Source organism: Escherichia sp. XD33 (assembly GCF_019375075.1).
Lineage (GTDB): Bacteria > Pseudomonadota > Gammaproteobacteria > Enterobacterales > Enterobacteriaceae > Enterobacter > Enterobacter flexneri_A.
Genome location: NZ_JAENDM010000078.1, coordinates 1 through 11,276 on the forward strand (window position 1 = coordinate 1; position 11,276 = coordinate 11,276).

General features: G+C 46.6%; 17 protein-coding genes and 2 pseudogenes. 4 read left to right on the forward strand and 15 right to left on the reverse strand.

Going from position 1 to position 11,276, the window contains the following annotated elements:
• Window positions 1-61, reverse strand: a pseudogene (locus K0778_RS23510) (site-specific DNA-methyltransferase); the annotation flags it as partial.
• A 149-nt stretch (window positions 62-210) separates the two neighbouring features.
• On the reverse strand, window positions 211-405 hold the full coding sequence (locus tag K0778_RS23515) for a hypothetical protein (RefSeq protein WP_001355891.1): 195 nt from the start codon (window positions 403-405) through the stop codon (window positions 211-213).
• Window positions 406-668: 263 nt separating this feature from the next.
• On the opposite strand from K0778_RS23515, the gene K0778_RS23520 reads away from it, so the two are divergent.
• Both K0778_RS23520 and K0778_RS23525 read left to right on the forward strand, forming a co-directional pair.
• Entirely contained in the window at window positions 669-1,817 is a 1,149-nt protein-coding gene (locus K0778_RS23520; protein ID WP_053890593.1) for a nucleoid-associated protein, read from the forward strand.
• On the forward strand, window positions 1,814-3,040 hold the full coding sequence (locus tag K0778_RS23525; RefSeq protein WP_063117281.1) for a hypothetical protein: 1,227 nt from the start codon (window positions 1,814-1,816) through the stop codon (window positions 3,038-3,040). The genes K0778_RS23520 and K0778_RS23525 overlap by 4 nt, the downstream gene beginning before the upstream one ends.
• On the opposite strand, the gene K0778_RS23530 is transcribed toward K0778_RS23525, so the two are convergent.
• From K0778_RS23530 to K0778_RS23585, 13 genes are all read right to left on the reverse strand, one after another.
• Complete coding sequence (locus K0778_RS23530; RefSeq protein ID WP_063117282.1) at window positions 3,033-3,377, reverse strand: antiterminator Q family protein; 345 nt, start codon at window positions 3,375-3,377, stop codon at window positions 3,033-3,035. The two genes, K0778_RS23525 and K0778_RS23530, sit on opposite strands and share 8 nt — an antisense overlap.
• An 18-nt stretch (window positions 3,378-3,395) precedes the next feature.
• Window positions 3,396-4,385, reverse strand: coding sequence for a DUF968 domain-containing protein (locus tag K0778_RS23535; protein ID WP_024211833.1), 990 nt, complete (start codon window positions 4,383-4,385; stop codon window positions 3,396-3,398).
• A gap of 7 nt (window positions 4,386-4,392) precedes the next feature.
• A complete protein-coding gene (locus K0778_RS23540) occupies window positions 4,393-5,190 on the reverse strand; it encodes a KilA-N domain-containing protein (RefSeq protein ID WP_001061404.1) in 798 nt (265 codons plus the stop codon).
• A 19-nt stretch (window positions 5,191-5,209) separates the two neighbouring features.
• Window positions 5,210-5,599, reverse strand: coding sequence for a RusA family crossover junction endodeoxyribonuclease (locus tag K0778_RS23545; RefSeq protein ID WP_063117283.1), 390 nt, complete (start codon window positions 5,597-5,599; stop codon window positions 5,210-5,212).
• Window positions 5,596-5,922, reverse strand: coding sequence for a LexA family transcriptional regulator (locus tag K0778_RS23550; protein ID WP_063117284.1), 327 nt, complete (start codon window positions 5,920-5,922; stop codon window positions 5,596-5,598). The genes K0778_RS23545 and K0778_RS23550 overlap by 4 nt, the downstream gene beginning before the upstream one ends.
• The gene (locus tag K0778_RS23555; RefSeq protein WP_001401088.1) at window positions 5,919-6,572 is read right to left on the reverse strand and encodes a phage N-6-adenine-methyltransferase; all 654 of its coding nucleotides are present in this window, start codon (window positions 6,570-6,572) and stop codon (window positions 5,919-5,921) included. Before K0778_RS23555 ends, K0778_RS23550 begins: the two co-directional genes overlap by 4 nt.
• Complete coding sequence (locus tag K0778_RS23560; RefSeq protein ID WP_074152495.1) at window positions 6,572-7,066, reverse strand: PerC family transcriptional regulator; 495 nt, start codon at window positions 7,064-7,066, stop codon at window positions 6,572-6,574. Before K0778_RS23560 ends, K0778_RS23555 begins: the two co-directional genes overlap by 1 nt.
• A complete protein-coding gene (locus tag K0778_RS23565) occupies window positions 7,063-7,881 on the reverse strand; it encodes a helix-turn-helix domain-containing protein (RefSeq protein WP_000061531.1) in 819 nt (272 codons plus the stop codon). Before K0778_RS23565 ends, K0778_RS23560 begins: the two co-directional genes overlap by 4 nt.
• Window positions 7,878-8,114, reverse strand: coding sequence for a hypothetical protein (locus tag K0778_RS23570; RefSeq protein ID WP_000933943.1), 237 nt, complete (start codon window positions 8,112-8,114; stop codon window positions 7,878-7,880). The genes K0778_RS23565 and K0778_RS23570 overlap by 4 nt, the downstream gene beginning before the upstream one ends.
• Window positions 8,107-8,652 (reverse strand): ash family protein, encoded by a 546-nt coding sequence (locus K0778_RS27900; protein WP_308464107.1) that lies wholly within the window; start codon window positions 8,650-8,652, stop codon window positions 8,107-8,109. The genes K0778_RS23570 and K0778_RS27900 overlap by 8 nt, the downstream gene beginning before the upstream one ends.
• Window positions 8,615-8,794 carry a DUF4222 domain-containing protein gene (locus K0778_RS27905; protein ID WP_001341559.1) on the reverse strand — a complete coding sequence of 60 codons (180 nt, stop codon included), beginning with the start codon at window positions 8,792-8,794 and terminating at the stop codon, window positions 8,615-8,617. Before K0778_RS27905 ends, K0778_RS27900 begins: the two co-directional genes overlap by 38 nt.
• A 145-nt stretch (window positions 8,795-8,939) precedes the next feature.
• Window positions 8,940-9,491 carry a protein YmfL gene (ymfL, locus tag K0778_RS23580; RefSeq protein ID WP_063117287.1) on the reverse strand — a complete coding sequence of 184 codons (552 nt, stop codon included), beginning with the start codon at window positions 9,489-9,491 and terminating at the stop codon, window positions 8,940-8,942.
• Window positions 9,492-9,534: 43 nt separating this feature from the next.
• Entirely contained in the window at window positions 9,535-9,735 is a 201-nt protein-coding gene (locus K0778_RS23585) for a YdaS family helix-turn-helix protein (protein WP_000649477.1), read from the reverse strand.
• Window positions 9,736-9,825: 90 nt separating this feature from the next.
• On the opposite strand from K0778_RS23585, the gene K0778_RS23590 reads away from it, so the two are divergent.
• On the forward strand, window positions 9,826-10,500 hold the full coding sequence (locus K0778_RS23590; protein WP_000848749.1) for a LexA family transcriptional regulator: 675 nt from the start codon (window positions 9,826-9,828) through the stop codon (window positions 10,498-10,500).
• Between the two features lie 668 nt (window positions 10,501-11,168).
• A pseudogene (gene yfdP / locus K0778_RS27910) lies at window positions 11,169-11,276 on the forward strand (protein YfdP); the annotation flags it as partial.

The following is an 11,276-nucleotide window of genomic DNA, read 5'->3' on the forward strand; positions in this document are numbered from 1 at the left end:
TAAAATGCAGGCAATCAGCGTTGATTAAATCAACACTGTTTATTTTTACAGTATTTTTCATGGATCAGTAAGCGTAACTCTGGTAGGCTCACTCTGCTTTTGCGCTAAAGCAGTGGGCCATGGTTCGCTTGTGACCAGTAAGCATGAGCGAATGGCTGGCAGGTGCTACCAACACCCACCAGCCGCCCATTTTCACAAATTAAAATCCCTTCATTGCTGAAGGCGTCTGTAACAGCCGAACTGGTAATCTGCCAGCCCCGCCATAACCAGCTGGGTCAGTATTAACTGACAGCGTTCGCGTGAAAGGTATGTGTTTTGTGCAATCTCCCCGACTGTTGCCGGTTCGATGCTTAATTCATTAAAAACAACTTTCGCCGTTTCTGTCATATCTTGCTGTTTTAGCATGTCTTTTTCCCTTCTGGTTAACATGACATACCAATAACTCTTGTCTAAAAAGCCAGCAAGATAAAAAGTCAGTATTCACGACCACCAGCGTGTTTACCGTACTGCTCTTGGTTTACAGGTACAAAAAAACCGCTCGACGGCGGGTTTAAGCTGTGTGGCGAAGTAACCACTCTTAACAGATTATGATAGTTTTTGCGTACGCGTTAGTAATTTATTATGCTCTTTACAATTGTTAGCTTAACCGCATGGAATTGACCAAAAAAATGAGCAAAGCAAGCATACGCCACGTAATCGTTCATGAGCTCTTAAAAGAATCTAATAAAGACTTCGATCACTCCAAACCATACAATCTTCGTGATACAGAACTAGATAAAACAAATGATATAGTAAAAAAATTAGTAGACGGTGTTATTGATTTGTATGGTTCAAAAGGGAACTCAGCGCATTATGGTGTTTTTATTAAAAATAAAACAAAGCAAGGCCCTATACCAGAACTATTTCATAAATACTCTTTAGTTCAACAATCTGTTTCAAGTGATTTCATTGAATTATCGAAGGAAGTTATGAAACAAATGTATAAATCTGCTCAAGAGCAGATTTGGGCTTCTGGAGGATATGTTGTTTTTACTGATTATATTTTATCTGGTTTCCGTTATCTATTGGTTACAATGATCAAAAAAACTAATGGCGTAACTATTAGTGAAAATTTAGAGCCAGAGGAAATGATTCACTTAGAACTTGGTAATATTAACCAAGCAGCAAAAATAAATTTCAGATATTATGAAGAATACCAAAAAGCAGATGACTTAAAAAAAACAGACTTAAGTTATCTAAGCTTTATAAGCAAAACTACGGGACAGTCAGCGGCAGCATATTTTATAGCAGCATTAGGATGTGACAAGGGGATTGCTTCAGCAGGTGCAACCCGTAAGTTACCAGATGAAATAAGGCGTTTCTTTAAGAAAGAACCTCTTTTAAAAAATCAAGCAGAGTCATTTAGAAATGATGTTATCAAATACTTAGAAAAGCAATTTGACAACGAGCACTCTGCAAGGCTTTCTGATATCGAATCGCTTGCTTCAGGCCATATGTCCTATTTAAAAGAGGAAGAAAAAACAGAACTTGTTGATAAATTAATGAAACACCTCAATAGTGAGGAAGTCAGAATCCCATCAGAGTTCGTAATCAATAAAAACTCCTTAGATAAAATCCGCAATGTGATATATAAAACCCCATCATTGAGCTTTCACTTCGACAAGGATTTACTCGGTGTCACAACTGATGCTAAAATATATTATGATGACGAAAACCAAAGCCTAACATTTAATAATTTGCCTGTTGAGGCATTAACTAAGATAAGAAGAGCGTTGAAAGAAACTGATAACCCGAGTAATGAAGAAGATAAAGAATGAATGATTTTAGTATAATAGTTAATCTGTATAGATTATCAAGCTATCCTCATTTTGACGGGGCTAAGTTTTCTGCGCGTATAGCTTATAATGCAGACGTAAAATCATTGTTCAAAAGAATTTTGAACCCTACTTTTCAAGCTGGTACAGCTGACGAAATAGAGGTGGATGGTCATTTAATTTATGATTATGAAGACTTTCCTGCAAAGGGAAATTTTCTTACATACTCGTTTAAAATTTCACAAGGAAGTGCGAATCGTTTTTATAAAAATAAAAACGAGTTTGTAAAAATAAACACGCTCAAGAAAGGCATAATGCCAGAGTATTTCTATATTATAGAGGATGATTTCTATTCATTAGAAACACCAAAACCTTCTTATATCCAAAAAATTGAGGACATTTGTGAGCTAATCAATGCTCTTTCCATGCTTGCTCATTTCCATGATATAAAAAAAGATAGCAAAGGTACATTTTATCGTTTAGTCTTTATTTTAAACTCAGAGTCTAAATCTTCTTCTGCTGTAATTGAAACAAATATTACAGAAGAAATTTTTAATGATAAAACAGTAAATACTCAGTTAGTTAAAACATTAGTAAGTAGTGAAGCTACTACTGATGCCCATCATATTGAAAAGATTAACACTTTCAGAAACACAGTTATTGAGTATGTTAATAAAAATGGAAATTCCTTTGTCGAGTTAATTAACAAGTGGGATTTCATATGCGAACTTTATACGAACAACTTAGCTGCTTATATGTCGGCATTTTCTTTTCATAAAGCAAGGAAAGAAGTTGTTGATGCTGAACTCGATTACTCAGAAAAACTGTCAAAAATAATTTCAGAAATTTCTAACAAAGCTCTTGCAATACCTATTTCACTAGCTGGTTCAATTGCTATTTTCAAATTAACAACAAAAGCTGATTGGATTATTGCTTTAATTGGATTGATTATCACAGCAATAATAACATCCGCAATGATTGTGTCACAAAAAAAACAACTTGCTCGTATTTCACACTCTAAAGAAATACTTTTTGGACAATTAAGATATAGAATAAAGGATGACACCAGCGATCTTAAAGAGAGCTTAGAAGAGGCTATTAAAAAATTAAATGACAATGAGGATTTTTGTCATAAGGTGCTTGACAGTTTATTATCACTAGCATGGATGCCTACATTCATAGGCATCATCGGTATTTTATTTAAATTAATGCCAAATATTACTTGAGCATGTACATAACCCCATTAATGAAACCTAACGCAGTCTGCAATTGCTTCCGGATTGTTCCATCTGAGCATCTGCGTCTCTTCGCAATAGAACGCAGTGAAATACCTATAACGAAGTGAGCAATGATCAGCTCATATTCGTCTGGTTTATACTTATACAGGCGGGCAACACAGCCGTCTATCATGATGCCTTCATCATCATCACACTGAAGGCGTATTTTTTTACCATGAGGTAAAAGCCCCTTAAAGCCTGCTGCTATCGGCTGCCAGTCCACACCACTGTTATCTGCTGCAGCCCACGCTCCCCAGCGGTCTAAAACTTCATACATATCATGCATCAACTTTCTCCACAAAAATCAGGCCAGCACACCAATTGCCAGCGCGCGATCGATAAAACGAAATATCAGCTCCAGCTGGGAGCCATACTTCTCTTCAAATGCCACGGTATCCGCGTGCAGCTCGTCGTGATGCTTTCTGCACAAAGGCAACACAAAGAGATCATGCGCTTTTGTTCCCATTCCACCCTGACCGTGACCTATCAGGTGGTGGGGATCATCAGCAGGCTTTCCACAACATGCACACGGCTGTGTCTTAACCCAGCGCGTGTACTTTTCATTAACCCAGCGGCGACGTTTTGGGCGTAACATAAAAGACTCCGGCGACTCCGGATCCACTTTCAGCGCCAGCACCTTTTTCGCTTTATCCTGGATGATGCTGGTGGCAGGAACCGAAGGCACAAGGTCACTTTCCCGGGTGACAGACGGCACAACAGGCTTCGGTAATCTCAGTGCCTTACGGGCTGCACTTTCTGGTAAGGCATCCGCCAGGTCATTACGAATCAGCCACCAGCACAGTTCCGGCATTGTCACAACGTGACTATCATCAAAACCGAGATCCCGACGCACAACAGACAACACCCAGCGGGTACAGTTATCCGTTGCCATTGATTCCAGCCGTTCCGTGAACTGATCGCGCAACTGGTTATCGCAGTGCCAGCACAGACGGATTGCACCCGGAGCGTGTCGCATTGTGGTCATGTTCTCGCTGTGCCAGTCGGAATGAGGCCACTGGCAGCCTTTTTCACGAAGTAACCAGCTTTCAAGACATTCCACGCCACCAGCACGACGGATCACTGCCTCATTGCGGAACACGGCCCGAACGGCAGGATCATCCGCCAGCGGTTGTGATGCCGCCGGAACGGCACCACTGGCGAAAGATGAATAACGTTCCGGCTCAGGCTCCAGCAGGACACGCCCCTGCATAAACAGGGGCATCAGCTCTGAACCTGGTCTGAACAATACGATCCCCATACGCGGGGCAATTTCAGGGGTCAGTAGTGCTCTCACGGTCACCTCAATGAACGGTATCGAGCAGCTTTAACAGCTCAGGGAATCGGGATTCGAAGAAGTGCGGCTGCGTCTCGCGCGGATTTGCAGGACTGGTGATGTTCTTGCCGAACATGCAGCCTTTCGCCGTCAGCGACCAGAATTTTTTGATGTTGTTAATCGCGGTACGGCTGTATCGTTCGCGCTGCTCGACGATCCCCAGCTTCACCATCTGGTGATATGCCTGATTAGCCGTCAGGCGGATACCATACTGTTTCAGCAGTGCACTTAGCGACAGCGTGGGGCGACTTGAGCCATCAGGCGCGTCAGCAGGAGCATCAATGGCATAGCGCGGTGCCAGATTCGGTAAGCCAACAGCCTCCTGGAGTTTCTGACAGGCACCAAGCACAGATGAGTTAGACAGGTTTAACTCCCGGCGCATAAAGTCCAGCAGAATCACACCAGCCTGCATCTTGTCAGCAGCCTGCCCGGATAATTTTTCCGGTGCGCTGGTTACCATATCGAAAGTACGGATCACCTTCAGATGGAATGACGGACTGATCCACATTGCATAGGCATACACCAGTTCTTTGCAGACATACGTCCCCTGGTTATTTCCGCCACGAATAACGTTAACTGGCTCTATATTGACCGAGTTGCAAATCTGCAACTCGCTTATTAAACGTTCAGTTTGCTCATTGCGGAGCCAGAATGCAGGCTTATGCTTATCCAGAGAACCGGCAGCCCTGTGTAGATCGTTCAGGCTGTAACGCCCATAAGCATCACGACGAACTTCAATACCATCAATGACCATCAGATTATTCATACTTCGTTTCTCCTCTTAATCAGGCGGCTGCACCCGCCGGTTTCTCATACTTACTGATAGTGATCTCGACCTTCCCTTTCGGGATAACCGGTCCCCACTCCACCAGCATTCTTTTCACCTGTCTGTCGTCTTCCCACACACCCGCGTGGGTCAGGGCGTCAAACAGAGCCTTGTTATAGTTGTCCAGATCGCGGATCCGGTTATCCGGAGGAAACAACACGATCTCCACTGAAGCAGGTGCCGACGTTGGTTTCGGCAGACGACGTAACTGCTCAACTATTGCTGCGCACGCCGCGCTCTGAAATTTTCGCCCCGCCTTGCTTATCAGGCTCTTACCAGCAAATGCCCCTTTGTTGGGGTGTCGCCAGTACGTGTTCACACTGGGCGGGAAAGGAAGGATCAACTTCATACTTTCAGGCCCCTCTCATGTAACCAGTGGGCTGCACGCAACCTAGCGTTCTCCTCACCGGCAAGCAGTGCGCGGATGATACCGACCGCTTCGCTGTCGTCGTCCTTCACTGCGGTATGAAGCGTGATCCCCCGGGCCACGCCACGCTTTATCGTGATGACGCCTTTTTTCTCCAGTGCGCGAAGATGCTCCACCGCTGCATTCACTGAACGGTATCCCAGCATGGTTGCCACCTCCTGATTGGTTGGCGGGAGGCCACGTTCTTTCTGGTAAGAAATCAGCATATCCAGCACCTGCTGCTGGCATTGAGTTAACGTCGTCATGCCGCCATCTCCCTGACCAGTTTTTCCGCCTGCTGGCGAACCTGCGCCAGAAAGGCCTCACCACATGCCTCAAGTTCATCGCGCCCGATGTAGCTGATTGCCGGTCCCTTCCAGGTCTTGTCGAAAACAGCAATAGCACCAGCGAAGAACGCTCCTGTCGGCACCTGCTTCTCATCCTTCGGGATAAACCAGGCAGGCAGTTCAAAACCAATACGCCCGCGAATAAAAGCAATATGGTCTGCATCTTCCGGCCACCAAACTTCGCTGGTGGCAGCTTTGATCAGGAAAACATAGCGCCCGCCCTTATCACGCATGGCACTGGCATGCTTCATGATGTAACGCATGCCGGTGATGTATTGCCCCTCATGCTGACTGGCGCGGCTGTATGGGGGATTACCAAAGGCAGCACCTTTAAGCTCCGCAAGACGTTCTGACCAGTCATGCGCCAGCGCGTTGTCTTCCGCCGTGTAATACGCAGCACATTTGGCGTTATCACCGTCAGTGAACAGATCCAGAACAAACGGGCCAAACAGGGTGTTAATTCCCCAGAAAATGTTGTCCGGCGTGCGCCACTGATCGCCCACGTCCTTCAGTTCATGGGCTGGTTTGTTCCGCAGTTCCACCAGCGCCTGGCAATATTTATTACTCATTAAGCCCCCACGTAATTCCCTGACAGATACCACTCTTCACCCGATGCAGCGCGCTTGCTGCTTTTCCGTAAGCACCGCTCACGACGCGCCAGAAAATTGTTTCGTTCTGGCTGGGAGTGGCTTTCACGGAATGCCGCCATCCACACGGTTGCAGCACGACGGTATAAGCCTCTTGACTCCAGTTCTTCAGCATGGCGGGTCAGGCACAAAATCACCCGGGGATCGTTAGTGCCGACATAGAAATTGCGCACAGGTCTGGTTTCACGAACTGGTTGTGGTTCCGGCTCCTGCGCTCTCTCAGTCAGGCGCGGGAAATGTCTGCGTGTATCCCCTTCACAACGGTGAGCCACACGCCCACTCTGACGTAACTTGCTTGCTGACTGCAGTACGCGCTGCCGTGAGTAACCTGCAAAAGCATCCGCAATGTCTCCGGAAGTACACCCCGGATGGGCTTCAATGAATTTCTGAACGTCATTCAAAAGACTCATGATCACCCCCTGAATCCTGCCGGGATCTGGCTGTAGTCCACGTTGTCGTAACTGGATTTGAAGTACGGGTCCTCACGTCTGGCTGCAGATACCGCAGGAACTTCCCAGGATTCTTCGAAATGACGATCCGGACCAAAGAACGTGACAGCCTGTTTCACAAATTGTGTGCCGCTGTTACCCATCGCAGATACCCAGCCCGCATAGCGTTTCACACCTTCCAGCATGGTTTCGGGGTTTACCCCCTCATTCAAACGGGCTTTCCAGGCTTTGAAGGCTGCAGATTTTGAATTGCCACCAGCACGTTTGGGATATGCCAGCCATGCCTGCTCAAACTCCGGAGAATATTCCGGTCGGTTTGAACGAACTCGCACGGACTCATCAACTGATGCACCAACAGCTATTGGTTCATTGACTGGTTCTTTGACTGGTTCAAAAGAGTGACTGGTTCTGGGTGAATCTCCTGCACTACCCCCTGGTGCAACTCCTGCACTACCTGGTGAATTTGCTGCACCAGATAGTGAATTATTTGCACTACCCCCTAGTGAATCTCCTGCACCATCAAGATGAAGGAGATAGATATTACTTGAGTTACCTTTTTCACCTTTCCGGGTGACTTTTTTTACCAGCCCGGACTCACAAAGGGCCGCAATATGATTCATCACAGAACGTTTGCTAATCTCGCACTGGTCAGCAATATGCTGGTAGCTGGGCCAGCACTCACCCTGATCGCTGGCATTATCAGCCAGCTTGATCAGAACCAGTTTTCGCAATGGATTACCCACTCGAATTTTCATCGCTTTAACCATCAGCTCCATACTCATGCTGCACCTCCGAGATGCTTCATGTTTTTTCCGGAGCGAAAGGCTATAAGCGGCATACTGACGCGGTAATTACGGCCCAGCGGTTCACAAACCACCTTCTGACATTCACGGTCAACCAGGCTAACACGTAGAACATGCCCTGCAGGCGTGGTGTACCACTGCCCAACTGTAGGAATTGATGTTTTTTTACGCTGAAGCAAACGGCAAATATTGAGGATCAACGGATTAAGCATGACGATGCCCTCCGCTGATATTCAGGAGACGGTGAATATGAAAATTAACCTTATCCGCCAAACGGATACGTTCAGCCTGCAAGTTAAGAAGGGTTTCTACCAGAACCTGATGCGCCTGCGGATCCGAAAGAGTTACCTTGCGCAGAGCACGTAGTGCAGTTGTTACATAACTGAGTTTATGTAAGTCTTCATCATTCAGACGAGTGAGGGCTGGGACAGTAGCCATGATGGCAGCCTCCGATAACAGTGAATTACCTTCACCACCGGAAACGCCAATTTCGCTGGTGGTGAACTGAACGGGGTTGGCGTAACCGGCGTTATCGGAAACCGGCGCACCTTTCGGTGCCCCCGTCCAGCCCACCATAATTTGGGTGTGCGCAGACGCAGACGATAAAAAAGACGCTGGCGCGTCATATATCGCCGATAACATTTCCAGGACGCCAATCCCGGCACCCGCTTTATAAGGTGCCTGAACAGTGTAACGTCCCGGAATGGCAGAATCAATGTGCTGGTGGTCCTTCACACTCAACAAAATCACGCCTGAATTTCCACAAAGGACTAAAGCACTCATGCGGGTAGTCTTTGCGAAGATAGATAACGCGCTGTGTTTCTGGCTCCCAACGAATAACATGGACATAAAGCCCTCTTCCATCACGAAACCAGCGGTTAAGTTCCTGCACAACTCGCCCCCCACAGTCAGGTAAAGTTCTCTGTGGTTACTTACAGCCAGGTGATTTGGTAATCTGCATTCATGCCGTAACAACAGGTGTTCAGCGACGCTGACCACCAGCTGTTGCGACAAACGGTTATTTGCCGTTAAACTGTTCATGCGTTAGTTTCTCCACAGACACAAAACGCCACGACGCCCGGAGCTGCACACTCGCGGGCGTCACTCTTTTCTGGAGCGCAAAAGATTTTGTAGACCAGTGCTGCATGCTCCTGGAGCTTCGAAATTGACAGATACAACTCATCATTAATTGCTGTCTGCTCGTGTGGCTCCACTACCCCATCTTCGATTGCCGAACGAATCTGCTTTGAGTAACTCCCGATCTGTTCGATGACTTCCAGCAGGCGCTGGTTTATATCGGCGTTCTCTACTTCCTCAATTTCAGGAAGCGATACAAACACCCCACCAGCAGACTGTGCGACAGCATCCGCAATGTAGTGAGTGCCAGCCGCGCGCTGTAAAACCATTGCCCATCCCAGCGGGAAAATCTGATCGCCATCGGCACGAAGGCGGTTAAATAATGCGTTCTCTGTTACATCCAGCCAGTCAGCTGCTTCAGCGTAACCACCCGGCAACGCTGCGATAGTTTTTCTGACAGCTTTCACGTACCACTCAGGCTGTTTTTCTACTTTCCAGTGATACTTACCCACGGTTAGCCTCATCGTTCTGTGGTTAAAAATTGAAGGTGTTCTGTTAATCTTTCGGATAGATATCCGGTCTTAAGTCAGATTTCGTAATTGCACCTGACGTGCATTGCTCAAGTTTTTTCGCCAGCACAAAACTGGCTTTTTTATAACCATTGAAAACCAGCCGTAAGTAGCCAGGTGTTGAGCCAACTTTTCCGGCCAACTCGCCCTGCTGTTCTTTGGTTAAAGAGTCCCAATACGCTTTCATACAATATGTACCTCCGGTATACATATTACATGATTGAAATGAACCTTCAAGATACTTGTACCTTATCGGTACAAAGGTTTTAATTTCGTTATGAAAACAATCCATGACATCCGGCGGTCTAACGCCAGAAAACTGAGAGATGGTGTTGGCGGAAATTCATCCTTTGCCACCATGATTGATCGCGAGCCAACCCAAACCAGCAGGTTTATGGGGGATGGCGCTACTAAAAATATCGGTGACAGCATGGCACGGCACATCGAAAAATGTTTCGACCTGCCTGTCGGATGGCTTGATCAAGAACACCAGACAACGAACATCACAAAAAAACCTGATGTTTCAATCACTAACAAACAAATAACGTTAGTCCCTGTCATATCATGGGTACAGGCCGGAGCATGGAAAGAAGTTGGCTATTCTGAGGTTGATTTGAGCACAGCAGAAACGTATCCCTGCCCTGTACCCTGTGGCGAAATGACTTATATCTTGCGGGTGATTGGTGATTCAATGATTGATGAGTACCGCCCTGGAGACATGATTTTTGTTGATCCCGAAGTCCCTGCCTGCCACGGTGACGACGTTATTGCATTGATGCACGATACAGGCGAAACCACCTTCAAGCGATTGATAGAAGATGGAACACAGCGTTATCTCAAAGCATTAAACCCAAACTGGCCTGAGCCTTACATTAAGATTAACGGTAATTGCTCTATAATTGGTACAGTGATTTTCTCGGGAAAACCAAGAAGATACACAATAAAGGCCTAATCAATATTTATGAACCTGCTTCGGCAGGTTTTTTTATACTTGACAATGTACCCATGAGATACATAATGTATCTAAAAGAAACATAACACAGGCAAGATTAAAACAAAATTTGGTTGTAACACGGCGTATGGCACATGCGTCGTTAGCGGTCTGGGGACGTTAAAGGGGACAATCCACTCCTTGCTCGGGCAAACAAACCAGGTAGCCGGAATGTGCAAGTCAATGATGATGCTGATAAGACGCCTAACCAGCGTGGCGATTCGGTTTGACGCCTGGGAAGAGACCAGGGTGCAACGATGAGGGCATTTATGGAGCCGCGACAAAGTGTGGTGCCGTAACTGGCTAAGTGCTCTCAGCGTTGTGGTAATCCGCGAAATGGCGCGGCGGTAAGTATGGCGGGGTTACTCTTTCCCCGTTGAGGACACCGGATTGTCAGGTTGACCATACGCCTGAGTGACAACCCCACCACAACAGCCACTGCTTTGGCGGTACCAGTTTGTACCCTTGCTTCCGGCTGGTACCGCTCTTTTTACAAAACAGAGAAGAGCATCACCGGACGACGGGCTCATAACCCAATCCATCCGGGCGGCTGCCACCGCAGGTGTTCTTCTCTGTTTTGTGGAGAAACTAACCGACCTTACAGGGTCGATATGATGAGGAGCAGCAAAATGGCTAGCGAACGCAGTACTGATGTGCAGGCATTTATCGGGGAGCTGGACGGCGGCGTATTTGAAACCAAAATCGGCGCAGTTCTCAGTGAAGTCGCTTCCGGTGTG